This window comes from Thermococcus pacificus (assembly GCF_002214485.1).
Taxonomy (GTDB): domain Archaea; phylum Methanobacteriota_B; class Thermococci; order Thermococcales; family Thermococcaceae; genus Thermococcus; species Thermococcus pacificus.
Window position 1 is genome coordinate 196,638 of record NZ_CP015102.1, and the last position, 25,917, is coordinate 222,554.

Annotated in this window: 30 protein-coding genes and 1 tRNA gene; 14 read left to right on the forward strand and 17 right to left on the reverse strand. The window is 54.6% G+C overall.

The window, feature by feature from the left end; translation table 11 throughout:
- Positions 1-50: 50 nt before the first annotated feature.
- The 3 genes from A3L08_RS01170 to A3L08_RS01180 are packed head-to-tail and all read right to left on the reverse strand — an operon-like array spanning position 51 to position 2,575.
- On the reverse strand, positions 51-713 hold the full coding sequence (locus A3L08_RS01170) for a DUF257 family protein (RefSeq protein ID WP_232461740.1): 663 nt from the start codon (positions 711-713) through the stop codon (positions 51-53).
- Positions 714-761: 48 nt separating this feature from the next.
- Positions 762-2,039, reverse strand: coding sequence for a TldD/PmbA family protein (locus tag A3L08_RS01175; RefSeq protein ID WP_088853299.1), 1,278 nt, complete (start codon positions 2,037-2,039; stop codon positions 762-764).
- Positions 2,040-2,086: 47 nt separating this feature from the next.
- Complete coding sequence (locus tag A3L08_RS01180; protein WP_088853300.1) at positions 2,087-2,575, reverse strand: ferritin family protein; 489 nt, start codon at positions 2,573-2,575, stop codon at positions 2,087-2,089.
- Between the two features lie 121 nt (positions 2,576-2,696).
- Between A3L08_RS01180 and A3L08_RS01185 the strand changes: the two genes are divergently transcribed.
- A complete protein-coding gene (locus A3L08_RS01185; RefSeq protein ID WP_088853301.1) occupies positions 2,697-3,287 on the forward strand; it encodes a hypothetical protein in 591 nt (196 codons plus the stop codon).
- On the opposite strand, the gene A3L08_RS01190 is transcribed toward A3L08_RS01185, so the two are convergent.
- Complete coding sequence (locus A3L08_RS01190; protein ID WP_088853302.1) at positions 3,284-4,645, reverse strand: TldD/PmbA family protein; 1,362 nt, start codon at positions 4,643-4,645, stop codon at positions 3,284-3,286. The two genes, A3L08_RS01185 and A3L08_RS01190, sit on opposite strands and share 4 nt — an antisense overlap.
- Before the next feature lie 82 nt (positions 4,646-4,727).
- Between A3L08_RS01190 and A3L08_RS01195 the strand changes: the two genes are divergently transcribed.
- Positions 4,728-5,237 (forward strand): winged helix-turn-helix transcriptional regulator, encoded by a 510-nt coding sequence (locus A3L08_RS01195; RefSeq protein WP_088853303.1) that lies wholly within the window; start codon positions 4,728-4,730, stop codon positions 5,235-5,237.
- Complete coding sequence (locus A3L08_RS01200; RefSeq protein WP_088853304.1) at positions 5,234-5,488, forward strand: hypothetical protein; 255 nt, start codon at positions 5,234-5,236, stop codon at positions 5,486-5,488. The genes A3L08_RS01195 and A3L08_RS01200 overlap by 4 nt, the downstream gene beginning before the upstream one ends.
- Here the strand turns inward: A3L08_RS01200 and A3L08_RS01205 are convergent.
- The 3 genes from A3L08_RS01205 to A3L08_RS01215 are packed head-to-tail and all read right to left on the reverse strand — an operon-like array spanning position 5,485 to position 7,809.
- Entirely contained in the window at positions 5,485-5,934 is a 450-nt protein-coding gene (locus A3L08_RS01205; protein ID WP_088853305.1) for a universal stress protein, read from the reverse strand. The genes A3L08_RS01200 and A3L08_RS01205 overlap by 4 nt on opposite strands.
- Before the next feature lie 4 nt (positions 5,935-5,938).
- Positions 5,939-7,225 carry an ArsB/NhaD family transporter gene (locus A3L08_RS01210; RefSeq protein ID WP_088853306.1) on the reverse strand — a complete coding sequence of 429 codons (1,287 nt, stop codon included), beginning with the start codon at positions 7,223-7,225 and terminating at the stop codon, positions 5,939-5,941.
- A gap of 20 nt (positions 7,226-7,245) precedes the next feature.
- Complete coding sequence (locus tag A3L08_RS01215) at positions 7,246-7,809, reverse strand: universal stress protein (protein ID WP_335755213.1); 564 nt, start codon at positions 7,807-7,809, stop codon at positions 7,246-7,248.
- A 149-nt stretch (positions 7,810-7,958) separates the two neighbouring features.
- On the opposite strand from A3L08_RS01215, the gene A3L08_RS01220 reads away from it, so the two are divergent.
- Entirely contained in the window at positions 7,959-9,905 is a 1,947-nt protein-coding gene (locus A3L08_RS01220; protein WP_088853308.1) for a S16 family serine protease, read from the forward strand.
- 38 nt (positions 9,906-9,943) lie between these two features.
- Here the strand turns inward: A3L08_RS01220 and A3L08_RS01225 are convergent, their stop codons facing one another.
- Positions 9,944-11,050: a M20 family metallopeptidase gene (locus tag A3L08_RS01225; RefSeq protein WP_088853309.1), complete on the reverse strand. Its 1,107-nt coding sequence runs from the start codon at positions 11,048-11,050 to the stop codon at positions 9,944-9,946.
- Between the two features lie 224 nt (positions 11,051-11,274).
- Positions 11,275-11,352 (reverse strand) — tRNA-Ala (locus A3L08_RS01230).
- A 139-nt stretch (positions 11,353-11,491) separates the two neighbouring features.
- Between A3L08_RS01230 and A3L08_RS01235 the strand changes: the two genes are divergently transcribed.
- Positions 11,492-12,778 (forward strand): NAD(P)-dependent malic enzyme, encoded by a 1,287-nt coding sequence (locus tag A3L08_RS01235; RefSeq protein ID WP_088853310.1) that lies wholly within the window; start codon positions 11,492-11,494, stop codon positions 12,776-12,778.
- On the opposite strand, the gene A3L08_RS01240 is transcribed toward A3L08_RS01235, so the two are convergent.
- The 5 genes from A3L08_RS01240 to A3L08_RS01260 all read right to left on the reverse strand — a co-directional run bounded on the left by A3L08_RS01240 (position 12,769) and on the right by A3L08_RS01260 (position 16,863).
- Positions 12,769-13,284: a FumA C-terminus/TtdB family hydratase beta subunit gene (locus A3L08_RS01240; RefSeq protein ID WP_088853311.1), complete on the reverse strand. Its 516-nt coding sequence runs from the start codon at positions 13,282-13,284 to the stop codon at positions 12,769-12,771. The genes A3L08_RS01235 and A3L08_RS01240 overlap by 10 nt on opposite strands.
- On the reverse strand, positions 13,275-14,135 hold the full coding sequence (locus A3L08_RS01245) for a fumarate hydratase (RefSeq protein WP_088853312.1): 861 nt from the start codon (positions 14,133-14,135) through the stop codon (positions 13,275-13,277). The genes A3L08_RS01240 and A3L08_RS01245 overlap by 10 nt, the downstream gene beginning before the upstream one ends.
- Positions 14,136-14,357: 222 nt before the next feature.
- The gene (locus A3L08_RS01250) at positions 14,358-15,272 is read right to left on the reverse strand and encodes a hydroxyacid dehydrogenase (RefSeq protein WP_088854854.1); all 915 of its coding nucleotides are present in this window, start codon (positions 15,270-15,272) and stop codon (positions 14,358-14,360) included.
- A 13-nt stretch (positions 15,273-15,285) separates the two neighbouring features.
- Complete coding sequence (locus tag A3L08_RS01255; RefSeq protein ID WP_088853313.1) at positions 15,286-15,933, reverse strand: TIGR00153 family protein; 648 nt, start codon at positions 15,931-15,933, stop codon at positions 15,286-15,288.
- A gap of 15 nt (positions 15,934-15,948) precedes the next feature.
- Positions 15,949-16,863 carry a 2-dehydropantoate 2-reductase gene (locus A3L08_RS01260; RefSeq protein ID WP_088853314.1) on the reverse strand — a complete coding sequence of 305 codons (915 nt, stop codon included), beginning with the start codon at positions 16,861-16,863 and terminating at the stop codon, positions 15,949-15,951.
- A gap of 46 nt (positions 16,864-16,909) precedes the next feature.
- On the opposite strand from A3L08_RS01260, the gene A3L08_RS01265 reads away from it, so the two are divergent.
- The 3 genes from A3L08_RS01265 to A3L08_RS01275 are packed head-to-tail and all read left to right on the forward strand — an operon-like array spanning position 16,910 to position 19,156.
- Positions 16,910-17,629, forward strand: coding sequence for an RNA methyltransferase (locus A3L08_RS01265; RefSeq protein ID WP_088853315.1), 720 nt, complete (start codon positions 16,910-16,912; stop codon positions 17,627-17,629).
- Positions 17,616-18,155, forward strand: coding sequence for a methylated-DNA--protein-cysteine methyltransferase (gene otg / locus A3L08_RS01270; RefSeq protein WP_088853316.1), 540 nt, complete (start codon positions 17,616-17,618; stop codon positions 18,153-18,155). The genes A3L08_RS01265 and otg overlap by 14 nt, the downstream gene beginning before the upstream one ends.
- Positions 18,128-19,156 (forward strand): tetratricopeptide repeat protein, encoded by a 1,029-nt coding sequence (locus A3L08_RS01275; RefSeq protein WP_088853317.1) that lies wholly within the window; start codon positions 18,128-18,130, stop codon positions 19,154-19,156. The genes otg and A3L08_RS01275 overlap by 28 nt, the downstream gene beginning before the upstream one ends.
- A gap of 1 nt (position 19,157) precedes the next feature.
- On the opposite strand, the gene A3L08_RS10280 is transcribed toward A3L08_RS01275, so the two are convergent.
- Positions 19,158-19,484 carry a PIN domain-containing protein gene (locus A3L08_RS10280; RefSeq protein WP_088853318.1) on the reverse strand — a complete coding sequence of 109 codons (327 nt, stop codon included), beginning with the start codon at positions 19,482-19,484 and terminating at the stop codon, positions 19,158-19,160.
- Between the two features lie 124 nt (positions 19,485-19,608).
- On the opposite strand from A3L08_RS10280, the gene A3L08_RS01285 reads away from it, so the two are divergent.
- From A3L08_RS01285 to A3L08_RS01295, 3 genes are all read left to right on the forward strand, one after another.
- Positions 19,609-19,863, forward strand: a complete 255-nt coding sequence (locus A3L08_RS01285) for a hypothetical protein (protein ID WP_088853319.1) — start codon at positions 19,609-19,611, stop codon at positions 19,861-19,863.
- A 1-nt stretch (position 19,864) separates the two neighbouring features.
- Complete coding sequence (locus A3L08_RS01290) at positions 19,865-21,223, forward strand: tripartite tricarboxylate transporter permease (RefSeq protein WP_088853320.1); 1,359 nt, start codon at positions 19,865-19,867, stop codon at positions 21,221-21,223.
- Positions 21,224-21,512: 289 nt separating this feature from the next.
- On the forward strand, positions 21,513-21,848 hold the full coding sequence (locus tag A3L08_RS01295; protein WP_088853321.1) for a nascent polypeptide-associated complex protein: 336 nt from the start codon (positions 21,513-21,515) through the stop codon (positions 21,846-21,848).
- A gap of 15 nt (positions 21,849-21,863) precedes the next feature.
- Here A3L08_RS01295 and A3L08_RS01300 read toward each other — a convergent pair whose 3' ends face one another.
- The gene (locus A3L08_RS01300) at positions 21,864-22,223 is read right to left on the reverse strand and encodes a carboxymuconolactone decarboxylase family protein (protein ID WP_088853322.1); all 360 of its coding nucleotides are present in this window, start codon (positions 22,221-22,223) and stop codon (positions 21,864-21,866) included.
- A 317-nt stretch (positions 22,224-22,540) separates the two neighbouring features.
- Between A3L08_RS01300 and hflX the strand changes: the two genes are divergently transcribed.
- Positions 22,541-23,851: a GTPase HflX gene (gene hflX, locus A3L08_RS01305; protein ID WP_088853323.1), complete on the forward strand. Its 1,311-nt coding sequence runs from the start codon at positions 22,541-22,543 to the stop codon at positions 23,849-23,851.
- Here the strand turns inward: hflX and A3L08_RS01310 are convergent.
- On the reverse strand, positions 23,807-24,769 hold the full coding sequence (locus A3L08_RS01310; protein ID WP_088853324.1) for an inorganic phosphate transporter: 963 nt from the start codon (positions 24,767-24,769) through the stop codon (positions 23,807-23,809). The two genes, hflX and A3L08_RS01310, sit on opposite strands and share 45 nt — an antisense overlap.
- Before the next feature lie 223 nt (positions 24,770-24,992).
- Between A3L08_RS01310 and A3L08_RS01315 the strand changes: the two genes are divergently transcribed.
- Both A3L08_RS01315 and A3L08_RS01320 read left to right on the forward strand, forming a co-directional pair.
- Complete coding sequence (locus A3L08_RS01315) at positions 24,993-25,550, forward strand: pyruvate/ketoisovalerate ferredoxin oxidoreductase subunit gamma (protein WP_088853325.1); 558 nt, start codon at positions 24,993-24,995, stop codon at positions 25,548-25,550.
- A 41-nt stretch (positions 25,551-25,591) separates the two neighbouring features.
- On the forward strand, positions 25,592-25,909 hold the full coding sequence (locus A3L08_RS01320; protein ID WP_088853326.1) for a 3-methyl-2-oxobutanoate dehydrogenase subunit delta: 318 nt from the start codon (positions 25,592-25,594) through the stop codon (positions 25,907-25,909).
- The last annotated feature ends 8 nt before the right edge of the window (positions 25,910-25,917 follow it).

Genomic DNA, 25,917 nt, shown 5'->3' on the forward strand with positions numbered 1-25,917 from the left:
TTTCTCAAACCATATCACCGAGGGTGATAAAGAAGGGAAATCTATAAACGTTACGGCATTGGTATTCTGACGCCCCTAAGCCCGTCATCCGCTGCCTTCGGAACCCCACCAACGTAGCCATCCCCAGATTGCTCGATGGAAACAATGGTGGTGGCGATCTCCCGGAACAGGTGGTAGTGACCACTCAACTGGCTCCTCTCGACTACATCCCTATTGACCAGGTACACCGCCGCCCTACCACTTCTACCGACAAAGGTGGAGATGTTTCTGATGAGACGGAGAAGCTCCCTGTCGGGTATCACAAGGAAGAACTTGTGAAAGCCCAGGACGGGGTTTAAGACAAGTTCCTGCTCAGCGGCGCTAAAGTAGAGCCTATCGTAGTACTTTGTGTCGAGGGAGTGCTTGTCCACCTCAACGCGACCGAACACGCTCCCGACGTCGCGATTGCCGCCGATCTTTATCACGGGGACGTTGGAGAGCCCCTCGAGGTTGAGGCCCACGAGTTCAAGCCTGGTGAGCGCCTCGGCAAACGAGTCGGAGATGTCGTCCAGGAGAACCGGCCTCCGCCTGTCCCCGCACCTGCGACATATCAGGTAGAGGAGAAGCTCCGGGGAAGAAGTCGAACCGTACTCAACGAGAACCGTCTCGCCGGACCTGAGGCCGAACAGGATTGAGTCAACAGCCTGAAGTGCTATGTTGCACACCACCCTCATGATTTTTGCAACGTCAAAGTATAAAAGGTTAACGAGGAGCGCAGATTTTCACACTATCCTGGCACTCGTCAGAACCCTCGGCGAGACGAAGGAGCCCCTGCGGAGGGGTCTCTTACCCACAGCGCTCACCGAACGAAGGAGCTCGAAGACGTTGCCAGAGAGCATGTTATCCCGGAAAGGCCTGATCTCACCGTTCTTCACGACGTAGCCGAGCCCTACAGTCAGCGAGAAGTCCCCACTCACCGGGTTTGCGGTGTGCTCGCCGAAGACATCCTTGACAACAATCCCCTCGAAGTCTTCCAGCGATTCTTTCCCGGGTTCAACGAGGAGGTTGCTCGTCCCTATGTGGGGCTTTGTCCTAAAGTCCCTGACCGCGTTCCCCGTGCTCTCCATGCCGAGGAAAGACGCATAGGTGAAGTCGAGGAGGAACGATTTAAGAACACCGTCCTCAATCAGGACCGTCCTCTTACCCGGAACGCCCTCACCGTCGAAGGGATAGCTACCGGAGCCGGCTGGAAGAGTGGCGTCGTCGAGGATGGTCAAGCACTCGCTCCCCACCGTCTCACCCGGCGATGAGAACCTGCTCCTCCTGAAGTAGATGCTGTCACCGAAGACGTTCTCAAGGAATATCGAGAGAACCGCCTGAAAAGCATCCGGCTCGAGGAGAACCTCTCCGAAGTGGCCGTCAATGGGCTTTGCCCTCGCGCTCATCTCCGCATCGCGGAGGGCCTCGCGAATACCCTTCTCGAGTTCTTCAAGCGGCTGGAGCGAGCGGTATGACTGGTAGTAGGAGCCCGTCCCGGTGCCAAGGACCGCGTATACCGAGGCGCTCATCCCGGTCGAGCGACCCTCCAGCTCAACACCATTGGAGTTCACCAAGCCGTAGGTGTTCACACCAAATGCGAGGGAACCCGAGAGGGTGGAGGCACCCTTGAGCTCGGCCATCAGTCTAGCGAAGTCAGAGGCTAATGAATAGGCCTCCTCGAAGGGCATCTCCTTTATCCTGCGGTCGTAGAGGTTCTCAACCGCAGCTGGCTTTCCAGGTTCAGGAAAACCGACGAAGGGAACCTCGCTCACCCTCGCCAGATTAATCGTCTTCTCAACGAAGTCCTCGAGGGTTTTCCTATCGTGGTTCAGGCCGGTAATGTAGGAGAAGCCCAGCCTACCTCTGTACCCTATCCTGAGGCCCACACCGGAGTAGAACTTCCTCTGGGAGCGTTCAACTTTCTCGCGCTCTATCTTGAAGGAGCCTCCCCTGCCCATCTCCCAGTAGATCTCCCACTCGACGTTCTTTCCCTCGAGTATCGCGACCAGCTCGTCTATCATCGGCCCACCCGGGGTAACTTCCGGCGGAAGCTTAAAAGGTATTCGACTCACCGCTCAATCATCGTCTCGTAGAACTCGAGGAGCCGCTTGTAGGCCTCCTCTTTTATCTCCGCCAGCCTTCCGAACAGTTCCGCGGTCTCCTCGTCACCCGTCATCCTCTGGAGCTTCCTGTAAACGTCCTTGCCTATGGCCTCCGACAGGAGGGCTATGGCGAGGGCCTTCTCGACGTCCTCCACCCCCATCATCTCGCCGCACACAGGGAGTGTGTCCAGCGGGGGAGCGTTGAACTTCAGGGGATCCATGTTGGGGTACAGCCTCTTGAAGAGCTCCCTTATCTGAGCCGCCTGCTTCCTCTTCTCCTTCGCGAGGTGCTTGAACTCGTCGACGAGTATGCCCTCGACACGGCCGGACAGCCACTCGTAGCTCTCGGCCCCGCACTCCTCGTTGCATATGGCGTAGCTGAGAAGCTCGTAGCCGTTGAGGTTCCTCAGGAGGACCTCAACGTCTTGAATAATATCAACATCTATTGTTGCCATCTTCACCGCCAAATACCAAGTTAAACCTTGGGTATACACCCTTTTGCTCCGACGGCTTCAAAGTGGATTGAAGCGGTGGGAAGTGTTAAGTGCCCCTTTGGGAACTAAGAACGGTGGGATCATGAGGCGGACTGTTCTGCTTGCCCTGACGATTGCCCTAATGCTCCCGGTGAGCGGATGCATCGGCGGTCCTGCAGGCACGGCAACTGAACCGACCGAATCGCGGAATATTCATCCCGGCTACGGTGAGTTCAACGCTGGCAACGTTCTCATCGGGGACGGTGAGGTTATGATGGATCACTACGGCCTGGTGATTCCAGTTAACAGAACAGCCATTCTAAAGGGAATAATTTTTGCCAGGGAGTATCGGGTCTCGTCTGGGAACGGGAGCGACACCACCGGCTACTACGGCGGAAAAGTGGAGCTCAAAGCATACCTCGCCGACATATTTGTCCAGTACGCCTGGAAAGCCTTAGAATCAGGACTGAAGCCGGTTTCCGAACTGGAAGTCGAGATAACGCCGGAAACTGTTGAGGTGAAGCCAGGAAAGAACGAGGCCTTCGAGGTCAAGATTGACACCTCCGAAGTAACTCTGGGAAAGACATACTACCTCTACATAGTCGCCTTCGGTGGGGACGGCTGGAAGGGCTGGGCTGTCGTCGAGGTGATAACTGAAGAAACGACGGTAACAAAAGAAACGGAGAACGACTAACGCATGCCCCCAACCAAAGCCCTCGTGAGGACGTGGGGCCCGCCGTCGTCGACCGGCACGACCTGGCCCTTGCCGCAGTAGCCGGGGAACTCGATTTTAGTGTCTTTTCCGATTGCCCTGATGTTCTTAAGCACTTCCAGAATCTTGCCTGAGAGCGCGACGTCCCTCACCTGGGCCTTTATCTCGCCGTTCTCGATGATGTAACCCTCCTTCGCCCCGAATGTGAACGTCCCGCCGGCGGTGTCGACCTGGCCCCCCTTATCACCTATCATGTAGAGGCCGTTCTTGACCTCTCCAAGCATCTCATCAAGGCTCCAGTCGCCGGGCTCGACGTAGGTGTTGCCCATCCTCACGAGCGGCTGGTAGGCGTAGCCCTGGGCCCTCCCGTGGCCGTTCGGTTCGAGGTCAAGTAAAGCGCTGGTCTCGCGGTCGTTCAGGTAGTTTACCAAAATTCCGTCCTTTATCAGCTCTACGCGCTTTGCCTTAATCCCCTCGTCGTCGTAGATGTAGGAGCCGAACTTGCCGGGCAGTGTTGGGTCGTCCACGACGTTTAAGTTTTCAACCGCTATCCTCTCCCCGAGCCTTCCGGCCAAGATGCTGTCGCCGTTCTTGACGGAGTCGGCCTCGACCGCATGACCGAGGGCCTCGTGGATGAAGACGCCGGTAAGCTCAGGGTCCATTATCACGTCAAAGACCCCCGAAGGGGGAGCCTGGGCGTGGAGGAGCGAAATGGCTTTCTCCCTCACAAACTCCGTCCACTGTGGTAAGTCTATTCCCTCAACAAGCTCCCAGCCGGTCGTCCCACCGAAGCTCTTCCAGTAGGTCTGCATCTCGCCGTTCTCCTTGGCCGTGACCGAAAAGCCAAAGCGTATCCTCGGAACTACCGTCTCTATCTCGCTCCCGAGTGAGTTGAGGTAAAGCTGTTTCTTAACGCCGTCTCCGTAGTAAACGGATCTGCTGACGATTTTTTCTCCAGTTAAGAGCGAGCTTGCCTCCTTTACGAGGGCCAGCTTCTCCTCGATCTCCACGTCGGTGAATGGCTTCTTAACCGGCATCTCCGCCCTGTCCACGATGGGGTCTCCTGTATAAATCTTGGAGTTTCCCTTTGAGAGCTTTGCTATTTTCATCGCCGTTTCGATGGCCTTCTCGGCTCGCCCAATGTCGTTGGCGCTGGAGAAGCCCCACGCCCCGTTGAAGGCCCTGACGCCGATGCCGACCTCGGTGTTGAGCGAGAGCTCCTCGAGCTGGCCGTTCCCCATGCTGAGGTGTGAAGCAGTAACGCGTGTTATTCTTATTTCATAATATGGTATACCGTAACGTCCCGCCAGCTCCTCGGCAGTTCTCACGAGTTTCTCCATGATCCTCACCGGTGGACATAAAAGGGAGGGGCTTATATGGGTTCTCATAGAGGGATGAACCATAATGGTTTAAGTGTTGCCTATGGAGAGGCGAAGTGAGATATTCGATGCCATCAGGGCGAAGCCGGGGATAACCTTCAGGGAGCTGGCTAGAGAGCTGGGAGTCGGCATAGGCGACCTCCAGTACCACCTGTGGAAGCTGGAGAAGGAGGGCAGGATATTTTCGAGGAGAGCGGGCAGGAGGCGCTACATCTTTCCCAGGGGGCTGGAGGAAGACGCCCAGAGGCTCCTCATAGCTATATCCACGGATACAAGGAGGAGAATCCTGTTGCTCCTGATGGAGGGCCCGATGGGTCAGAAAGAGCTCGCCGAGACCCTGGGCCTCAGCCAGCCCACGGTGAGCTACCACATGAGCGAGCTCGTGAGGCTGGGAATAGTGAAGGCTGAAAGGAGCGGAAAAAACGTGGTCTACACCCTCTCATACGACCCTGAAACCGTTGTCAGGCTGATAAGGGAGTACAGACCCAGCCTGTGGGAGAGGCTGGCGGACGGTCTCATAGACCTGCTCACGAGTGTGGGTGATGAGAAATGATGGAGATACTGCTCGTTGCCGTGACTATCGCACTCTCCCTCGTCCTGGCGGGGATATCCTCTGTGGCCTACAGGAAGAGCCACCTCCGTCCGGCGCTCTACCTCCTGATAGCATTCCTGATCTTCGCCCTGAAGAAGGTGATAGAGGCCCTGAAGCTGGCCTCGTGGATAGAAAAAGATGTCGGCCTGGTCACAGGGGTTCTCGAGGCCGCAGTCCTTGTCCTGCTGCTCCTCTCGCTCTGGAGGCGTTAGCGAACCACCATCACAGGCGGCTCTATGAGGCCAACCACTTCCTCGAGCAAGGAGCCTATCCTCGTTTTTCCGCTCCTCCCGTAGGCACCCATCACTACGAGGGAGTAGTCTCCGGAGTTCGCTTCCTCGAGGATTTTGTCCCTGGCAGAGCCCTCGACTATTCTGAATGAGCAGTTCACGCCCTGCTCCTGGCAGAACTCAAGGAGGTTGGACATGATGTCCCTGATGCCCTTCTTCATGTCCTTCCATATCGTCTCCTCGAACCTCTGGATATCCTTGAGGTTCTCACTGATGAGTCCCATGTTAAAGGCCATGGCCTTGGCTTCCCTCCTGTCAAGCACGGAGAAGAGGATAACCTTCCCCCTCTTTCTCTTGGCTATGGCTATAGCGTGGAGGGCCGCCTTCTGACTCCACTTCGAACCGTCTATGAGTACGAGTATCCTCATAACATCACACCCCTATATACCTCACCCAGAGGAGTCCCATTCCAACCGCCACGGTAGTGAACATCACGATGACGCCGACCTTCAGGAAGTCCATGAAGGTTATTTTCACCCCCTCGCGGGAGGCTATTCCAATTACGACGACGTTGGCACTCGCACCTATCGCCGTGCCGTTGCCCCCCAGGCATGCTCCAAGCGAGAGGGCCCACCAGAGGGGGTAGATGTTCATGGAGCTCCCCATGGCCTTTATCAGGGGTATCATGGCGGCGGTGAGCGGTATGTTGTCCACGATGGCCGAGGCGATGGCGGAGAACCATGTTATTATGAAGAGGGCCTCTCCTGTGCCGCTTATGTAACCTGTTACCCACCGGGCCACGTCATTTATGACCCCCGTCTGGACCAGGGAACCCACTAGGATGAAGAGGCCGACGAAGAAGAATATCGCCGTCCATTCGACCTTTTCGAGTATCTCATCCGGCTCCATCCTGCTCCACAGGAGCAGCGTCGACGCCCCGAAGAGGGCCACCACCGCCGGCTCGATGCCAAGCCTGTCGTGAATGAAGAAGAGGACCACGACGCCGATGATGACAGTTACCGACTTCTTGAAGAGCTGGTAGTCCCTTATTGCCTCATCTTCCCTCAATCCTTCGATCGCAGAGAGTATCCTGTCCTTCTTATCCCCGGTAACCCTCATCGTTCCCCGGTAGAGGAGGTATATCATGCCCAACGAAAGCAGGAGGTCGACCGCTGCTATGGGCCCCATGTTGAGGAGGAAATCGTTGAAGCTCAGCCCAGCGGCGGAGCCTATCATGATGTTGGGCGGGTCACCAATGAGGGTCGCCGTTCCGCCGATGTTAGAGGCGAACACTTCGGATAGGAGGAAAGGAACGGGGTTCACGTCCATGAGCTTGGTTATGTAGAGGAGCATTGGCGTTAGGAGAAGGACTGTCGTCACGTTATCCAGGACGGAGCTCACCAGCGCGGTGACCAGCGAGAACATCAGGAGGACCCTCATGGGGTCCCCCTTTGCGAACTTGGCCGTTTTTATGGCTATGAACTCGAAGAGGCCGCTCTCCTTTGCGGTGTTGACTATTATCATCATTCCGATTAGCAGGAAGAGTGTGTCGAGGTCGAGGTACTCTGGAAGCTTCTCCCATGGTACTATCCGAATGAAGAGAACTACCGCCGCGCCGAAGAGGGCAGCGACGGTTCTGTGAACCCTCTCGCTGATTATGAGGGCGTAGGTGAACAGGAATACCGTCACCGCCATTGCCGCCATGATGTTCTGTTCCATGGTCATCACCCCGGCAGGCATCACCAAACTATCACCGGTTTTTCAACGTGCTGGACTATTCTGAGGACGATGGGGCTTATTGGGGATGTTTTGGTTACCTCTGACCCGTAGCTCCTCGACACAACGAGGAGGTCAAAATCCTCGTCTTTGAGGAGTGAGATTATGTCGTCGCTCTTGCTCCCGAGGAAGTGCCTGCGCTCCACACGGAGGCCAAGGCCCTCCAGCCTGGAGGCTATCTCCCCAGAAAGCTTTTCGGCGAACTCCATCTTGGCATTCCTCAGCCTCTCGGCCTCCTCTCTTCCCAGGGTCTCCTCTATTATCTTGAGGGTCTTCTTCTCCGAGATGTAAACCACGGTTACTTTCGCTTCTATATAGGCGCTGAGCGTCTCATAGAGGCTCTCTGGTATCTCCCCCGAGAACCTGTCTATAGGCATCAGTATGGAGCGGACCTCCGGGAGGACGAACTCCTCGGGAAGAAGGAGGAACTCGCGGTAGCGTTTTGCTATTTCCTCGTACCTTTCGCCTGCAATGCCCCTGAACTTCCTCTGGATGAGTTTATTGAAGATGTCCATACTCCTCCCCAACCGGGGAGAGGTGGGAAGTTTTTAAAGCTTTTGTTACACTTATCCAAAACATCAAAATTCACCGACGTTTGGTGAAAGCCCCTTCAATTTCAAGAATGAACCACAAACGCTTTATTAAACGCCACGTTCACTCAAAAGGGGGTGAATGAATGAAGAGACTGGCAGCAATGGCGTTTGTTCTGATGCTGCTCCTTCCTGTTACAGGGTTCACCGCCGCGCAGTGCCCCTCAGAGGGACACACCGTTGTGCTGAAAGCCCCTGCGGTGTCCAGGACTTCAAACGGAGAGCTCACCGGCGTGGCGACCGACTTCGTCATAACCGTAGCACCGGGAACCGGCCACGTCTACGTCGAGACATGGCCGCTGGCAGAGGTCGACATGCAGGCGAGCGCGAGGCTCGCGGCCCAGATAGCGGGCAAGGTGCTTGGGGTTGACATGAGCAAGTACGACGTTTTCATCCATATAAGGGCCGATTCACCGATCATAGGCGGCCCCTCCGCTGGAGGAACAATGACCGTCGGGATAATAGCGGCACTCGAGGGCTGGGCCGTCAACCCGAAGGTGATGATGACTGGAATGATAAACCCCGACGGCACAATAGGCCCCGTCGGAGGAATCCTTGAGAAAGCTTCAGCAGCTCACGACGTTGGAGCCGAACTGTTCCTCATTCCAGAGGGTCAGAGGATACAGTACGTCCAGGAAACCCAGAAGAGGGAGATCGGTGGAATAGTCGAGATAAACACCCAAACGAAGAGGGTTGACGTCGTCCAGTATGCCAAGGAGCGCTGGGGACTCACGGTGATCGAAATCAAGGACATATACGACGCCGTTTACTACTTCACCGGACACAGGATTCCAAGGCCCGAGGCACCCTCATACACCCAGATCGACACCTCATTCCTCAAAGACGACGCGCTGAAGGACTACGAGAACACGACCGACTACTACGAGAAGACTCTCCAGAAGCTAAAGGATAGCGACGTGGGCTACGGAACCTACGCGACCCTCATGGAGGCTCTCAACGAGGCTAAGGACATACTCAACCAGTCAAAGAAGTCGATAGACGATGGATTGTACTACACTGCCCTCAGCAAGGACTTTCAAGCGAGGATAATCATAAGGCACGTGGACTGGTATCTGGACGTTAAAACCCCAGATGACGTTCAGGAGCTTCTTAAAGGGGCCGAAAGCCAGATAAACGCTTCCGAGAGCACCGTTTCAAGCGTCAACATAAGGGGCATTACAATGCTGCAGGCAATAGCCGCTGCAGAGGAAAGGGTGGAACAGGCCAAGAGCCTCATCGAAGAGGCCTGGAAGTACTATTACTCCGGTGACTACTGGAACGCCGTTGGAGATGCCGCTTACGCCTATGAAAGGGCCAAAACCGCCGAGTTCTGGGCGAAACTCGGTGAGAGGTTCGCAGGTGGTGAAGAAATAAGCAGAGAGACCGTTAAGACCACGGCGAGGGATTACATAGACGAGTCCAACCTCATAGTTACCTACATCGAGTCGATGTACGGGAACGTGGGCGGAGACCTGAGCGGCAGCATCCAGCAGGCGGAGCGGTACTACGAGGATGGGAAATACTCCGCGGCCCTCTTCACCGCTATGGAGGCACGCGTCCAAGCCCAGGTGTTCCTCGATACCCTCGGTATAGACAACATGACGGTTCTGATGGACAAGTTGAAGTCCATGAAGGAGAACGCCAAGACTGCCATAGGAATCGCTCAGAGCAACGGCGTAACCCCGATACTCGCGATGGCATACTACGAGTTCGCCGAGAGTTACGAGAAGAGCGCAGAGGAGAACAACAGCCTCAACGACCTCCAGAACGCGATGATATTCTACCAGTACGCCAGGGAGACGGCCGGGCTGTTCATCGGCGGCACGACCACACCGACGGTGCAGGTTCCGAACAATACTACGGGGATTCCCCAGATAGTTATCCCCTCCAACGCGGTGGGGCCAACGGAAACCCCGGCGAACGCCAGTGTCGATGCCACTGGAGCAGGAAAATCCGATGAGTTGCTGGGGGTAGTGGCGGTTATCGCCTTTGGGACGTTTCTCATTGGTGTCCTGGTGGGAAGAAAGCTCTGAGCTTTCTTTCCCTTTTCTGCAAGGGATAGCGGAGCGCATCAGGTTAGACTCTTCAGGAACTCGATGTAGACCCTCTTTACCCTTCTTACGGACTCGACACTCACCCACTCGTTGGGAGAGTGCCAGCTGCCACCAACCGGGCCGTAGACGAGGGTCGGCTTGCCCAGGTAGGTGCCGAAGTAGTTGAAGTCGCCGACGCTCTTCCCGTAGGTTACCTCTGGTTCGCGCCCGAGGACCGACCTGTGGGCGGACTTGAAGAGGTTCGCGAACCTGTTGTTCTCCCTCACGGTATAGGGGAGCATGTCCGGCGTTGGCCGCCCGAGCCTTGTGACCTTCAGCTCCCCCTTCAGTTTTATCCTCTCTGCCAGCTCTATTAGTTCCTTCTCAACCCTCTCCCATTCCTCACCCGGAACTACGTGCCTGTCTATTATCGCCCTGGCGTAGTCCGGGACGCTCAGGCCGTCGGCAGAACCCTCGATGTGAAGCGTGCAGTAGGAGCCAATGCCCAGTTTTCTATGGCTCCTGAAGCGTATCCTCCCCAGGCTCCCCAAGAACCTCCCGAGCTCTTCGATGGCGTTGATGCCCATGTGGGGCCTCGCTGCGTGGGCCTTTCTCCCGAAGACCTCCACCTGGACGACGAACCTGCCCCTCGCCCCGAGCATCAGCGTCTCATTTGTTGGCTCAGCGACGAGAACAAGGTCCGCATTCTCCAGCTTTCCGCTCTTTATGAGCTCCCACGCACCCCTTGAGTAGCCCTCCTCGTCGCTCACCGCGGTGAAGATTACGTTCGGCCTCTCCCTCTTGGGCAGTTCGGCCAGCTCAACGAATGCGCTCATGAGTGCAGCCAGGCCACCCTTCATGTCCGCACTTCCGAGGCCGTAGAACCTGTCGCCGTCAAGTTCGCCCTTTGGGTTCCGCGTCCATCCTGGCGAGGGGCGAACCGTGTCCATGTGGCCGTTGAGGACAACTGTGTATCCCCTGCCCGGCAGATACGCTATCACGTCGTCCCCGAAGCCCTCTACGGGCAGCAGCTCCACGTCAAAACCGTGCTCTTCGAGAAACGATGCGATGAACCTAGAGATTTCCTCTTCATGTCCAAAGGGGGAGTCGATGGAGACCAGCTCCTTCAGGAGGTCAAATTCCATTATCCCCACCAAATAATAACAACGACAAACTGTTTAAGTAATTTACCATGTCGCAATGCAAAATTTGACTAAGTTTCTGAGTTTTTGCCACAAATATTGGTAAATCTCCAAATTCTAAATGGCAGTCCGAGAACACGTCCGGGGCGTGAAGACCTCAACCGGGAAATTCCGTGGGGGCTTTAGAAACGGGTTTTGTCAAGAAGCCCGCCGAGCAAGAGTTTGTCTGGTGGACCGGGCGGGATTTGAACCCGCGGCCTCCGCCTTGCGAGGGCGGCGCTCATACCAGGCTGAGCTACCGGCCCACACCCGGTAGTAGAAAAAGCGGAGAGGCTTTAAAAAGTTTTGGGATAGGTGCGTTCATAGATGGGCAGATTTGAGTTTATTTTCCACTGGAGACGGTGGGTTTTTAACTTGTGAATGGCAACAGATGGCGGTGATCATATGAGACCGCTCGACCTTCACAGGAACAACTTTCCCGGCAACGGCAAAATTGAGGTTATCCCGAAAATCCCGCTCACGGGAGAGACCCTGAGCCTCGCCTACACGCCGGGCGTTGCCGAGGTCTCCCTGAAGATCGCCGAAACCCCAGATGATGCCTTTGAGTACACGAACAGGGGCAACACCGTGGCGGTGGTCAGCGACGGAAGCAGAGTCCTTGGCCTCGGCGACATCGGGCCCCTTGGGGCGCTCCCGGTCATGGAAGGAAAGGCGCTCCTCTTCAAGGCCTTTGGTGGCGTTGATGCGTTCCCCCTCGTCCTTGCTGAGAAGGATCCAGATAGGTTTGTCGAGGTTGTAAATGCCGTTTCCCCCTCCTTTGGTGGAATAAACCTCGAGGACATAGCCTCACCGAAGTGCTTCTACATCCTTGAGCGGCTTAGAAAAGAGCTTGAGGTGCCGGTTTTCCACGACGACCAGCAGGGAACCGCGAGCGTGGTTTTAGCGGCCCTGATAAACGCCTTAAAAGTTGTTGGAAAGCGGCTCGATGGGATCTCAGTTGCCCTCTTCGGCGCAGGGGCTGCAGGCTTCGCCACATTGGGGCTCCTCACAGAGGCAGGGGTGAAGCCCGAGAACGTCCGTGTGGTGGAGCTTGTGAACGGCGAGCCGAGGGTTTTAACGCCGGACCTCCCGCTGGAGGAGCTGTTCCCCTACAGAGGGGAGCTGCTTTCAAAAACCAACGGCGAGGGAATCGAGGGTGGCCCCGAGGAGGCCCTGAGCGGGGCGGATGTCCTCATATCCTTCACGAGGCCTGGGCCGGGAGTAATAAAACCCGAGTGGATAAAGAGAATGGCCGATGACCCCGTGGTCTTCCCGTTGGCCAACCCGGTTCCCGAGATACTCCCCGAGGAGGCCAAAAAAGCTGGAGCGAGGGTTGTTGCCACTGGTAGGAGCGACTACCCCAACCAGGTGAACAACCTCCTCGGTTTCCCGGCGATATTCAGGGGGGCCCTTGACGTCAGAGCGAGCACGATAACGGATGGAATGATAATAGCGGCCTCGAAGGCTATGGCTTCAGTGATAGAGCCAAGCGAGGACGAGATAATTCCCTCCCCCTTCCATCCCGACGTCCACCCGGCGGTGGCGAGGGCAGTGGCGGAGGCGGCAATTAAGGAGGGCGTTGCGAGGGTTAGGGTAAAGCCTGAAGAGGTCGAGGAGAGGTTGAGGAGATGGAGGAGGTTCTACGAGGAAAACGTTGTTCCATTGAACGAAAAAAGGAAACTCTACTTGTAGAGGCTTTCACCGTGCGCGTCTATTGCGACAATCAGCGGGAAATCCCTAACCTCGAGAACCCATAAAGCTTCCGGAACGCCGAGGTCGAGCCAGTGAACTGCTTTGACCCTCTTTACGCTTTCCGCGGCCAGAGAACCTGCACCCCCGGTAAAGGCGAGGTAGACGGCCCTCCCTCTGAACGGCTCCGGGTTCATCCCGCCTTTTCCTATTATTCCCCTCACCCCGAGGCCCAGGATTCTGTCGAGGTAGCGGTTCATCCTTGAACTGGTCGTTGGGCCTGCTGAAACTATCTCCCAACCATCTGGCTTTTTCCTCACTACAGGCCCGCAGTGGTAGATTACAGCTCCCTCCGGATTGAAGGGCAGTTCCTCCCTCGGAAGACTCAGGATTCGCCTGTGGGCGGAATCCCTTGCGGTCACTATTTCCCCCGAGAGATGAACTATATCTCCCGCCCTCAGTTTGAGCACGTCCTCCCTGCTGAGAGGAGTCCTCAGCTTCACTGCCATACTTCTACCCTCCCGTTCGGTTTTAGCCTTAGAAACGCCCTTCTGTTGGCCCAGCACTGGACTACTAGGCCGACTGGAAAGCTCGCCGGGTGCCTGTGGGCGACTTCGATTTTGACGTCAAGGGCCGTTGTTTTCCCGCCCATTCCCATCGGCCCTATTCCGAGGGCGTTTATCTCTTCCAAAAGTTCTTCCTCGATTTTTGCGATCTCTTTATCCGGGTTTCTCTCGCCGATTTTTCTGAGCAGGGCCCTCTTGGCAAGCTTCAAGGAATAGTCAGCACCCCCACCAACTCCAATCCCGATGATCACCGGCGGGCAGGGCTTTCCGCCGCAGGCCCTAACTCTCTCGACTACAAACCTCCTGACACCCTCCCAGCCCTCTCCGGGGGTTAGCATCGCTAAAGCGGAGCAGTTCTCACTTCCCCCGCCCTTTGGGAAGACGGCTATCTCGACCTCGTCTCCCTTATCGAGTTCCCAGTGGATTATCGGGACTCCCTTCCCGGTGTTGTCGCCGGAATTTCTGCCCCCCAGAACGTCCACCGCGTTGGGCCTGAGCGGGACTTCGAGGGTGGCCTTTCTGACGGCCTCAATGATGGCTCCTTCGAGTTCCTTGAGGAAGGGGCTCTCTATTCCGGCCCTGATGAAGAAGGTCATCGTCCCCGTGTCCTGACAGACTGGAATCGAGCGTTCTCTACCGATTTCAATTGCTCTGAGGATATTTTCGAGGTTGAAGCGTGCTATTCTGCTGTTTTCTTCTTCGTAAGCCCGTTTGAGGGCCTCAACGGTATCGTCCGGAATCCTCGTGACTGCAAGTCTTATCGCCTCAACTAGTGCCTCAACGAGCAATGACATTCACCTGTCAAAAGTTTATCTTAGAATTAAAAAGTTTGACGTGGGGATTTAAAAGCCACCTCCAGAGCGTTTACCACCATGCTGCAACATCTTTCGCCTTAAGTTTTCCACTATACTGGTAAACTTTGGTCCCAAACTTAACCAGTATACTGGTAACTCCAAGAAAGTTTGCATTTGTGCCGGTAAACCTCCCAAAGGGCATGGAAAAGGGAAAAGAAAAGCTCACTCCTTCAGAATCTCGACTATCTGCTCGGCGACCTGAACGCCAGCCCTCATCTGGGCCTCAACGGTCGAGGCACCTATGTGCGGGGTCAGGACAACGTTGTCGAACTTGGTCAGCGGGTGGTCCTTTGGCAGTGGCTCCTCCTCGAAGACGTCCAGGCCGGCTCCGGCTATCCAGCCCTCCTGGAGGGCCTTGATGAGGGCGTTTGTATCTACTACAGCACCGCGGGCGGCGTTGATGAGTATGGCGGTCGGCTTCATGAGCTTGAGCCTCTCCTCGTTTATGAGGTGGTATGTTGCATCAATTAGCGGGACGTGCAGAGTCACGACGTCGCTTTCCTTCAGGAGGGTCTCGAGGTCGACAAATTTTCCGCCAACTTCCTTGGCCCTCTCCTCTTTCGGATACGGGTCGTAGAGGAGAACGTTCATGCCGAGGGCGTGGGCAATCTTGGCGACCTCGTAACCGATCCTTCCGAAGCCGACGACTCCAAGAGTCTTGCCCTCCAGCTCAACTCCCATGCACTGCTTCTTGGCCCAGACACCTTCCCTCATCTTCCTGTCGGCGAAGGCCACCTTCCTGGCAACGTTGAACATTAGGGCAACGGCGAGCTCCGCGACGCTTCTGCTTGAAGCTCCGGGGCTGTTGACGACCTTAATGCCCCTCTCCTTGGCAGCTTCAATGTCTATGTTGTCGAGGCCAACTCCAGCCCTCCCGATGACCTTGAGCTTTGGCGCGGCCTCGATGACCTTACGCGTAACCTTGGGCTTGCTCCTGACGATAATCGCATCGACGTCCCCGACGAGCTCGATGAGCCTCTCTTCATCGGGGTACTCCTCGAAAACAACCTCGAAACCGGCGTTCTTCAAAACCTCTATGGCCTTTTCGTGCAGCGGCGCCGCAACGAGAACCTTCACCATTTCCATCACCTCATCCCCTTCTTTTTATTGCCATGAGCATGACCTGGTCTGAAGCGTCTTCGGCGCGGTCTGCTATGTCGCCGATCTTCGTTAATATCTGGTTCCAGATAAGCTTTGCGTAGGTTGTAATGGTCTCGCTCTCAAAAACCTTGCTCTTGACCTCGTACTCAACATCGTCGGCCTCCTCTTCGGCATCTTCAACCGCCTTGGCCAGCTCTATGGCCCTGTCGACGTCCGAGTTCAGGGCGTTGACTGCATCGATGAGAACCTTGTACGTCTCGATAGCAGAATCCACGAGGCCGAGTATCTCGTCCTTGAGTTCCTCCGGGATCTTTGGTCTCGCGAGAACCAGCGTGTGGGCCGCGCTTTCCGCCGCATCAGCCACCTGATCTATTAGCTCGCTGAGCCTGACGTAATCGCCCCTGTTCGCGGGCAGAAAAGCCCCCTCATAGAGCATCGTCTCAATGCTCCTCCTGAGGGTGTCGGCCTTGCTCTCAAGTTTGTCAACTTCTCTCTCAAAGGCTTTGGCCCTCTCAAGGTCCTTCTCGAGGTACGCAACCATCAGCTCCCTGAAAGCCACCAGGGACTCGTTGACGACCTTGAGATGGTCTTCAATGGTCTCAAAAACGCTGCTTTCCTTACCGCCGAATATGGGCATCTCGGACCCTCCAGTTTAGACTTCACCGTCCGATTTATTTAGATTTTCCTTCGCCTTGATCAGTGCCCAGAGCAGTTCGTTCCTCGGTGCTTCCAGGCCGACGGACTGGGCGTACTCAGCGATTTTCCCGTGGATGTAGTCCACCTCAGTCCTCTTCCCGCGCATTATGTCCTGCAGGGTGGAGTTGTAGTTCTCCCTCGTTCTCTCAATGGTGTCCCAGAGGAGTTCTAGGGGGTGTATCTCGAACTCCACGCCGAGCTGCTGTGCAACGAGACAGCCTTCCCTGGCGATGTCGATGGAAATTCTCTCTAGGTAGGGATCGTCCTTGAGGACGCCGTTCTTAACCCCTAGAACCGTTCCAAGACCGTTGATGACGGAGTTGACTATCGCCTTCGCCCACTTCCACCCGATTATGTTCTCACTGACCGAAACTTCCAGACCCGCTTTCCTAAAAATCCCCGCAACAGCCTCTACAAATGGCTCATTACCCGTTGGATACTTGCCTATAACGGTTATCCCCTTCCCCATCCAGTGCACGTGGCCCCACTCGACCAGCATCGCCCCGTTTGTGGTCACACCTCCTATAACCTTCGGCGTCTCCTTTAATGCCAGCTCCTCGTTGCCGAGGCCGTTCTGGACGCTCAGAATCCACGTCTCCGGCCCCAGGCACTTTCTCGCACACTCCAGGGCCGTTTTGGTTGAATAGGATTTTGTGGCCAGAATCAGCAGGTCAGGAGGCTCTTCGGGGGCGTAGAGGCTCGCGTTTGGATGAACTGTGAAGTCCTCAACGCCTGAGACCCTCAAGCCGCTTTCATTTATGGCCCTCACCTGTGGCTCCCTGCCGATGAGAGTTACATCGTTTCCCGCTCTCGCCAGGAGGGCCCCGAAGAGAGAGCCTATGCTTCCCGCACCGAGCACGTAAATCTTCATCTCACCACCAGAAACCATTTAACCCCGTGTCCTTTAATCCTTTCGTATGGACGCTTCAGTTGTTTTGGTGGAGCCAGAGGGGCCGGCGAACATAGGCATGGTCGCAAGGACTATGAAGAACTTCGGTTTTTCCAGGCTAGTCCTCATCAACCCTAACCTCACGGAGGAGAGCTACAGCTATGCCGTCCACGCCAAAGATATCCTAGAGAACGCGCTCGTGCTGGAAGAATTCGGGGAGGCGCTTGAACTCTTCGACCTCGCGGTCGGAACCACCGGAAAGCCGGGGAAGAACTACATCCCAGACAGGGCGCCGCTGATGCCCTGGGAGCTGAGGGAGACGCTGGAAGGCTATCTTGGAAGGGTCGGCCTCTTCTTCGGGCGGGAGAGCATCGGGCTGAGGAACGAAGAGCTGGCGAAGCTCGATTTCACGGTAACCATACCGACGAGCGATTCATACCCCATCATGAACCTTGCCCAGGCGGTTGCTGTCGTACTGTACGAACTGGCCAAAAAACGACCGGAACCTGCAGTGGAGGCTCTCACTCCAGCGACGAGGAAGGAGAAGGAGCAGCTCGTTAAGACCTGGGCGGAACTCCTTGAGGTGCTGAACTATCCAAAGGACGCCGAGAGGAGGGAGGTCTTCGTCAAGGTCTTCAGGCGCTTCGTCGGCAGGGCGATTCTCTACGGAAGGGAGGTTCACACGCTGATGGGCCCGCTGAGGAAGGCGAGGCTCAGGCTGGAGGAATGTGGGGATGCTGAGCGCTGAGGTATTTGAGATAGCCGGCAGAAGGGTCTGGATAGGGGTTTTCTGGCAAGAGAAGATCCAGGGGATAACCTTCTCCCTCGACAGAGAACAGTTCGAGAGGAACGTTGAGAGGCTCTCGGGCTTTCTGAGGCGGAGGGGGGTGGACCTGGATTTAGCCCGCGAGGGGTCAAACTACCCGGCCCTCGTGAGGGACGTCATCATTGGAAAGGTTGACAACGCCGACGTTTTGGACGAGCTCTCCTTTGAGGGCCTTACACCCTTTGAGGGGCGCGTTTACGAATGGCTCACGAAAAACGTTAAAAGAGGTGACATTATAACCTACGGTAACCTTGCAAAGGCCCTTGGGACATCTCCGAGGGCCATAGGTGGGGCGATGAGGAGAAACCCCTACCCGATAGTGGTTCCCTGTCACAGGGTGGTGGCTAAAGACGGAATCGGCTACTACACCCCGAGACTGGACGAAAAGGTGTTCCTGCTGAAAATAGAGGGGGTGGAAGGATGGACAAGCTCAAAGCTTACCTCATAGGTTTTTTGATAGCTGTAATAGCTATAGCGGCGGGTATAGTCTGGTACGGCGGCTGGAAGCTGTTGCTTCAGGTGATACTCACGCTTGGGTTCCTCGGCGTTACCCTGATGTTGCTGTTCTTCACGGGGCTGACGTTATACGCCGAGAGCTGGAAGTATGGAGCGATACTCGCCATCTTCACAGCCATAAGTGGCTATGGCCTCTATCTGAGCGCCACATGGCAGAAGCTCAACGTCGTAGCTGGAATTATCGTCTTCTTCATCGCCGTCGTCGCCTTCGGAATCTGGTACATCAGCGAGCCCGACCTCGGACTGGTTGACCGCTTCAAGAGCGCGGAGAGCCTCGAAAGGGCAGGCAAGTACAAGCAGGCCGCTAGGAAGTACGAGAAGGCCGGAAACTACCTGAAGGCCGCTGAAATGTACCTCAAGCTTGGGTGGATGGAGAGCGCCGCCTGGGCCTATGAGAAGGCCGGGAAGTATGAAAAAGCCGCTGAAATCTATGAAGGGCTTTATGAGAAGGAGAAGGACACCTACTACCTCAAGGAGGCCCACGAGTACTGGAAGAAGGCCGGAAATATGGAGAGGGCGGCTAAGGCTTTGGAGCGTTATGCCGAGGAAGAACCGTGGTTCTGGGAGGACGTGGCAAAGCTCTACGAGGAGCTTGGAAACGAGGAGAAAGCTAAGGAAGCCTGGGAGAAAGCCCTCGAGTACTACAAGAAGGAGGCGGAAGAGGAGGGCGTCTTCTGGGAAGACGTCGGCAACATAGCGAGAAAGCTTGGCATGGAGGAACTCGCAAGGGAAGCATATCAGAAGTTCCTTGAGTACTGCCTGAAGGAGGCTGAGGAGGACCCGATGTGGTGGAAGCACGTGGCTGAGGCATACGAGTATCTCGGCGAGAAGGAGAAGGCCGAAGAAGCTAGAAAGAAGTACGAGGAGTACAGGCAGGAAATTATGAAGGCCAACGAGGAAACCTCGAACTTCCCGGGGGAGAAGGGAGAGTAAGCTAAAAGACCGTCTCCATTTCCTTAATTTTGTCAAAATCACGGTCTTTTGGGAGTATTACACTTATTCTATGGGCTTTCATCGTGGCGTAGTGGCTGGCATCGTCAAAGTCAAGTCGCCGGCACTTCTCAGCTTTGGTACAGAATCCTTGGTACCGTGGGCTTTTCAGCGGTTGGGGCTGGAGTTTAGGCAGGAGAGGTTTGGTGGACAGAGTGTTGTTGAGTCTGTTTTTTCTGTGAAGAGTAGGAGTGGGTGGTTCTGGAATAGGTTTCCATGTAGGTCTTCTTTTGCTTCTGTTCAGAGCTGGCTGGAGAGCCTCTTCGTAAATTTTCTGAAGGTGATGCCCAGCTCATCTTGACAGTTTCGCATTCGACAATTGTCCAAGATCTTATAAGTTATAATCGAAAACCTTAAATACAGGGCTCATGGGGGATGTTACTTGGTGAGATCCTATGGAAAAATCAGAGCAGAATTTGTATGAGATTTTTGGTGAAGTTATAGCGGAACAAGACTTTCTAAAAGCGTTCCTGATAACAAGTGCACTTGCCTTCCTACTGTACTTCAGTGCCCCCCAGATAGTACGCATGATGGGAAGAGAAGATCTGCTGAATGCTTTGAGGGTAACATTAAGCGCCCTTGGAGCATTTCTTGGGTTTATAGTTTCCACAGTGATAATTGAACCAAAAAGGGTAGTGGAGGAGGAGTGATATGGAGCTTGCCAGTCTTTTAATTCAGGCCACGCTTTTAACCATGTTCTCTGTTTTTCTGTACGTAATAATCGGAATGATTCCTGGAACCGATGAGACAGCTACAATCGCTCCAATAACCCTGGCATTCTTAACGGCAGGATTTGATCCATTGTTAATTCTTGCATGGTTCATGGGGACAATAGTAGCATTTAAAGCAGCCGATGCAGTTCCCACAGCACTCGCTGCAATACCCGGTGGAGTTATGGCCGTACCCCAAGTTCCGGATGCACTTGTGGCCAGGAAGTATGGATACTCTGAGATACTCCTTAGAAAGGGCATAACAGCAAGCGTCATTGGAACTGTGGTTGCTATCGCGATAACGCTTCCACTCTCATTCTATCTGGCCCCTCTGGGAGAATTGCTCAAAAACTCGGCCGGCCCCTTGAACTGGCCGGGGTGGGTTTACTTAATTGTTGCAGGGACTCTACTGCTGGCAATAATGTCAAAGGCAAAGATACTCGCACTGCTCTCGATATTTCCATTTGCGATGCTTGTTCAAGGACTCAGGGGATTGTATGGGCACTCGGCATTTATAAGCATCTTTCTGGCAATCACAATTGGGCCGATACTTTACGAGCTCTTAACTTTGATCTCTCCGAACAATCATCATTTGAGACGCAGCGATTACGCAAGAATTAAACTCGTAAAAACCAGGAAAATTTCATTGAATCCACTCCATCATCTCACTAAGGCTGAAGTAACTCTCTCCTCTATCCTAGCGGGGATAAGTGGGATTCTGGCAACCTTTATGAGTCCGGTTGGGCTGACGGTTCTCTTTGGAGATCTTATAAAGGAGAGCCAGAAAGATGAGCTCAAAGGGTCGCTCATGGCTTATGCAGTAAGAGATGCTATAAAGAACGCCACATACATTGGAGGAACGCTCATACCTCTTATTGCATTGGGAGTGCCTACAGGCCCAATGTCCGCTGGACCAGCTCATCCGTTCTTTGCTGAACTTGCTTCCTTCGGAGGTTTGACTCCAAGAGATGTACTCCTCCAGAGATACTCAACCTCAACGATAATGCTTGTGACTATCTATGCAACGCTCTTTGCAGCATTACTAGCGTATACAATACTGATCAAGTACTCCAAGCAGCTGACACTGTTCGTTTTTAGAAAAGTACCTGCAGAGGCTTTATATGCCACATTTTTAGCCATAGTGTTGGTTTTGGCTTATAATGATGCAGGAGTTGCAGGAATTTTTGGTTCAATCTTAGTGGGCCTTATCTCGGCAACATTCGTTAGAAACGGCGTTTCAATAGGGATACTCTTCATGGTGCTTGTTGCAGCCCCGTATCTTGTGGGACTTCTATTCTGAGCTCTTTTTCATTATTTTCCTATTTGAGACTGTCAAGATATTCCATTAGTAACTTTGGCGGAGAAGATAGCGCTGAAAGCTTTGAGCGGAGGTTCTTAAAGAGAGTATGAAGATTTCAGAGGAAAAAAGATAGTGGACCATCTGAAGGAATCGGGGATGCAAAGTCGCTTGGAGAATACGCTAAGACTGCGTTTTCCAATCCTGTTTTGCTTGACAAAATTCTACCGATCTGCTCTTTCCTCGATAAACCTTTTTAAAATCCTTCCCCAATTCTCTCCGGGTGGTAAGGATGATGGGAATGAACCCGAGGCAGATGAAGAAGCTCATGCGCCAGATGGGCATCAAGATGGAGGAGCTTGAGGGGGTTAAGGAGGTAATAATCAGGATGGAGAACAAGGAGATAGTCCTCAAGGAGCCGGCTATAACTGTGATAACCGCCCAGGGTGAGAAGAGCTATCAGATAGTTCCCGGAAGCGAGGAAGTGAGGGCAATAATAAACGTCTCCGAGGAGGACATAAAGCTCGTTATGGATCAGACCGGGGCGGACTACGAGACTGCCAGAAAGGCTCTAATAGAGGCCAACGGAGATTTGGCAGAGGCTATCCTCAAGCTGACTGAAGAATGATGGAAATGGAAAGGGTCACTCCTTTTCATAATCTTTCTTGAAGGCCTCTATAGCCTTTGTCAGCGGTATGAGGTGCATGAGCGCCGGACCACCGGCCATGAGAACAGCCACTAGACCAGCTTCAAGAAGCTCCTCTGGCTTTGCGCCTGCCTCGAGGGCCTTCTGGGTGTGGAGGTAGATGCACCACTCACAGCCCGCCGCGATTCCAAGGGCAACTGCTATGAGCTCCTTCTCCCTCGTCGTCAGGGCCTTGTTGTCGAGGGTCTCACGGAGGAAGCGCGAGAAGGCGGATATCTCCTTTGGGTGCTCCTTTCCGAGCTTATCTAAGAGGGCCTCAATCTCCTTGAGCTTTACCATTACGTCTTCTTCCCCCATAATACCACCGTAGAGAATTTGGGGAAGACGGATTAAAGGATTTCTAAAACGGAAGGTTTCAAACCTTTGTTATCAGACTGCTATCCCCCTCTGGCGGAGTTATATCGATCAACTATGATGCCCGTCCCCATGATGAGCAGTACCAGATACCCCCACCATACTCTCATCGCAACTTTTTATATATTTAACATGTGTGATGAGCCGGGCTTTAAGGCATTTCCTGGTAGTTCCTTGATGCTCATCACCTACTGTAATGTTTTTCAGAGGTGCCCAAGATAGAGCAAGCTTATTAACCCTGCCGGGTTAATCTCAATCGAATGAGGGCAATAGGAGTCATAAGGAAATCCAGGCGGGAGAGGGTTAGCCGGGCCGAGTTCGAGGAGCTCCTCAGGAGCGCCGGCTATGAGGTAGTGGCGATACTCGAGCAGAACCGCGAAGAACACCCGAAGTACAACATCGGAAGGGGAAAGCTGGAGGAGCTGAGGGAGCTGGTGAATGAGTTCAAGCCGGATAAAGTCATATTTGCCAACAAGCTCTCCCCGAGTCAGGCATACAACCTCTGGAAGGAGCTGAAGGTCGAAGTCATAGACCGCTGGCAGCTTGTCCTTGAGATATTCGAGAAGAGGGCCCACTCTACGGAGGCCAAACTTCAGGTGGAACTCGCCTCACTCCAGTACGAGGTTCCGCTCGTCAAGGAAGCGATAAGGAGGATAAAACTCGGCGACAGGGCCGGCTTCAAGGGGATGGGTGAATACCAGACCCAGCAGTACCTCAAACACATCCGCTACAGAATGGGAAGAATCCGGAGGGAACTTGAGAGGGTCAAGGCCGACAGGGAAGTCAAGAGGAAGAGGAGGGAAGAGGTCGGCTTCATACTGCTCGCCCTCGCCGGCTACACGAACGCCGGAAAATCGACGCTACTCAACGCTTTAGCAGGGGAGGAGATAGAGGCGAGAAACCAGATGTTCACCACCCTGGACACGACCACGAGACGATTCAAGCTCTCCGGGAAGAGAGTGCTCGTTACGGACACCGTTGGCTTCATCGACGGGCTCCCCCCGTTCATAGTTGAGGCCTTCCACTCGACGCTCGAGGAGATAGTGAAGGCGGACATAATCCTCCTAGTACTCGATGCCAGCGAGCCATGGGGAGAGATAAGGAGGAAGTTGCTGGCATCACTTCATGTCCTCAGGGAGCTAAAAACGCTCGACAAACCGATGATAGTCGTTCTGAACAAGAGGGACCTGACGAGCGAGGAGGACATCCTCGACAAGGCGGAGAGGATAAGGGAGATAGTCGAGGAGAGGGGAATAAGCGTTTTTCGCGTTGTCTCAATCTCTGCCAAGCTCGGTCAGCTCGGGGAGCTCTACGATGCTCTTGAAGAGGTGATACTCACCCTGCCAAAGTACGGGGCTTTCGAGGTAATCGTGAAGGAGCCCGAGAAGGTTCCCCAGGTCATGGCACTGATAAACGCTATCGGAGACGTCCTGGCGGTCGAGTATGGGGCCGAGACAAGGATAAAAGCGTATGTCCAGACAGGGATGATAAAAGAGCTGATAAGACTGGGGGTTGAGATAAAACGGCTAGACCAATCCGGCGAAGGCAAAAGCCTTGGAGATGGCCAGTGATATGAATATCGCCGTCAGAGGGGTCGCCACCCAGCCGAAGATTATGTCCCTTATCACCGACTTCTTAACACCCTGGCCGGCTAGCAGTCCGACACCCACAACCCCACCCACTATTGACTGGCTCGAGCTGACGGGGAGGCCGAAGAAGTTCGCCAGGCTCACCGATATGGCCGAGCCGAACTGTGCCGCGAAGGCCGAAACCGGGCCGAGGGCGGTTATTTTCTTTCCGACGGTGTGCATGACCGCATAGCTGAACGTGAGGGCACCGGTTGCCAGCGCGAGCGCACCGAAGATGCCCGCCACCTTCGGCTCCATGAAGCCCGCTCCCACGAGCGGGCCAGAAGCGTTCGCGACCTCGTTCGTACCGAAGTTGAAGGCCATGTACGAGCCGCCCAGGATGGCCAGGGCCTTGTAGAGTGTCTCGATTGTTGACACGCTCTTGATCCGTGATATCACCCATGAGTAGAACTTGAAAAGAACTATCGCGAATATTCCGGAGAGAATGGGTGAGATAACCCACGCGGAGGCTATCTTGGTGAGCGTCCACCAGTTAACTGGGGCGTGGGTGGCGAGGCCGACGCCTATGACGCCCCCGACTATGGCCTGTGTGGTCGATACGGGCAATCCCTTGACCGTCGCTATTGTAACCCAGACCCCAGCGGCGAGAAGTGCTATAACCGCCATCTCCATCGTTAGATGGCCCTCGGGTACTATGCCCTTGCCAACGGTCTTCATGACCTTGTAGCCCTGCAGGTACGCCCCCATGAGGACGAATATTGCTATCGTCAGGGTCGCCTGGCGGAAGCTGAGTATGCCTGCACCAACGGCGGTTCCCATCGCGTTGGCGGAGTCGTTGGAGCCTATGTTCCATGCGATGTAGAACGCCACCGCCACCGCTGCGAGCTCCAGTCCCTCCATGGTCACCACCACTATATAGTCTATATATCGGCCTATAGCATGGGAGCTTAAAAATCTAGTGGGTGAAGTTTTTTTGAGAAATGATGCCCGCTTTTTACCATTGGCGACTGACAACGTTCATCTCTACCCAAAGACAGCTGCCGAAGGGAGCTTAGGACAATACCGAAACTTAAATAAATGTATTGGATGAATAAACTTTGACAAATTTGAGGAGGCATGAAGAATGATCGAGATTCGTTTTCACGGTAGAGGTGGACAGGGTGCAGTTACTGCCGCCAACATTTTAGCCTCAGCAGCCTTCAAGAGTGGCAAATACGTCCAGGCGTTCCCGTTCTTCGGCGTTGAGAGGCGTGGAGCGCCGGTTACGGCCTTCACCAGGATCGACGAGAAGCCGATCAGGATAAAGACCCAGATCTACGAGCCGGACATCGTCGTCGTCCTCGACCCAAGTCTTCTTGACACGGTCGACGTCACCGCCGGCCTGAAGGACAACGGAATAGTCATTGTCAACACCGAGAAGAGCAAGGAAGAGGTCCTTGAGAAACTCAAGAAGAAGCCGGCAAAGCTGGCCCTCGTCGACGCTACCACCATAGCCCTCGAAATACTCGGACTGCCCATCACCAACACGGCAATCCTCGGTGCCGTTGCCAAGGCCACTGGAATAGTCGAGCTTGACCACGTCAAGGAAGCCATCCAGGAGACCTTCTCAGGAGCGCTCGGCGAGAAGAACGCCAAGGCTGCAGAGGAGTCCTTCAACAGGACAGTCATCTACGAGCTCTGATTTTCTTTCCCTTCCTTAACCCTGAACGGGTGGTGATAAAGTTGAACACGTTGTTTGGCGAAAGGAAAGAGGGGGCCACCAAAATCGTCCTTACAAAGGTGGATGAGTATCCAGAGGCCCCGATAAGTCTTGGGACTACTTTGAGCAACTTCACAGGTGACTGGAGGACGTTCATACCGATAGTCGACGAGAGCAAGTGTGTCAAGTGCTACATATGCTGGAAGTTCTGTCCGGAGCCGGCCATCTACATAAAGGAAGACGGCTACGTCGCGGTTGACTACGACTACTGTAAGGGCTGCGGCATCTGTGCGAACGAGTGCCCGACCAAGGCGATAACCATGGAGAAAGAGGAGAAGTGAGGTGTTGG

Bases quoted from the DNA above. Each gene is read 5' to 3' on its own strand.
- A3L08_RS01170 (WP_232461740.1), bottom strand. From the start codon at position 713: ATGAGGGTGGTGTGCAACATAGCACTTCAGGCTGTTGACTCAATCCTG.
- A3L08_RS01175 (WP_088853299.1), bottom strand. From the start codon at position 2,039: ATGATAGACGAGCTGGTCGCGATACTCGAGGGAAAGAACGTCGAGTGG.
- A3L08_RS01180 (WP_088853300.1), bottom strand. From the start codon at position 2,575: ATGGCAACAATAGATGTTGATATTATTCAAGACGTTGAGGTCCTCCTG.
- A3L08_RS01185 (WP_088853301.1), top strand. From the start codon at position 2,697: ATGAGGCGGACTGTTCTGCTTGCCCTGACGATTGCCCTAATGCTCCCG.
- A3L08_RS01190 (WP_088853302.1), bottom strand. From the start codon at position 4,645: ATGGAGAAACTCGTGAGAACTGCCGAGGAGCTGGCGGGACGTTACGGT.
- A3L08_RS01195 (WP_088853303.1), top strand. From the start codon at position 4,728: ATGGAGAGGCGAAGTGAGATATTCGATGCCATCAGGGCGAAGCCGGGG.
- A3L08_RS01200 (WP_088853304.1), top strand. From the start codon at position 5,234: ATGATGGAGATACTGCTCGTTGCCGTGACTATCGCACTCTCCCTCGTC.
- A3L08_RS01205 (WP_088853305.1), bottom strand. From the start codon at position 5,934: ATGAGGATACTCGTACTCATAGACGGTTCGAAGTGGAGTCAGAAGGCG.
- A3L08_RS01210 (WP_088853306.1), bottom strand. From the start codon at position 7,225: ATGGAACAGAACATCATGGCGGCAATGGCGGTGACGGTATTCCTGTTC.
- A3L08_RS01220 (WP_088853308.1), top strand. From the start codon at position 7,959: ATGAAGAGACTGGCAGCAATGGCGTTTGTTCTGATGCTGCTCCTTCCT.
- A3L08_RS01225 (WP_088853309.1), bottom strand. From the start codon at position 11,050: ATGGAATTTGACCTCCTGAAGGAGCTGGTCTCCATCGACTCCCCCTTT.
- A3L08_RS01235 (WP_088853310.1), top strand. From the start codon at position 11,492: ATGAGACCGCTCGACCTTCACAGGAACAACTTTCCCGGCAACGGCAAA.
- A3L08_RS01240 (WP_088853311.1), bottom strand. From the start codon at position 13,284: ATGGCAGTGAAGCTGAGGACTCCTCTCAGCAGGGAGGACGTGCTCAAA.
- A3L08_RS01245 (WP_088853312.1), bottom strand. From the start codon at position 14,135: ATGTCATTGCTCGTTGAGGCACTAGTTGAGGCGATAAGACTTGCAGTC.
- A3L08_RS01255 (WP_088853313.1), bottom strand. From the start codon at position 15,933: ATGCCCATATTCGGCGGTAAGGAAAGCAGCGTTTTTGAGACCATTGAA.
- A3L08_RS01260 (WP_088853314.1), bottom strand. From the start codon at position 16,863: ATGAAGATTTACGTGCTCGGTGCGGGAAGCATAGGCTCTCTCTTCGGG.
- A3L08_RS01265 (WP_088853315.1), top strand. From the start codon at position 16,910: ATGGACGCTTCAGTTGTTTTGGTGGAGCCAGAGGGGCCGGCGAACATA.
- otg (WP_088853316.1), top strand. From the start codon at position 17,616: ATGCTGAGCGCTGAGGTATTTGAGATAGCCGGCAGAAGGGTCTGGATA.
- A3L08_RS01275 (WP_088853317.1), top strand. From the start codon at position 18,128: ATGGACAAGCTCAAAGCTTACCTCATAGGTTTTTTGATAGCTGTAATA.
- A3L08_RS01285 (WP_088853319.1), top strand. From the start codon at position 19,609: ATGGAAAAATCAGAGCAGAATTTGTATGAGATTTTTGGTGAAGTTATA.
- A3L08_RS01290 (WP_088853320.1), top strand. From the start codon at position 19,865: ATGGAGCTTGCCAGTCTTTTAATTCAGGCCACGCTTTTAACCATGTTC.
- A3L08_RS01295 (WP_088853321.1), top strand. From the start codon at position 21,513: ATGATGGGAATGAACCCGAGGCAGATGAAGAAGCTCATGCGCCAGATG.
- A3L08_RS01300 (WP_088853322.1), bottom strand. From the start codon at position 22,223: ATGGGGGAAGAAGACGTAATGGTAAAGCTCAAGGAGATTGAGGCCCTC.
- hflX (WP_088853323.1), top strand. From the start codon at position 22,541: ATGAGGGCAATAGGAGTCATAAGGAAATCCAGGCGGGAGAGGGTTAGC.
- A3L08_RS01310 (WP_088853324.1), bottom strand. From the start codon at position 24,769: ATGGAGGGACTGGAGCTCGCAGCGGTGGCGGTGGCGTTCTACATCGCA.
- A3L08_RS01315 (WP_088853325.1), top strand. From the start codon at position 24,993: ATGATCGAGATTCGTTTTCACGGTAGAGGTGGACAGGGTGCAGTTACT.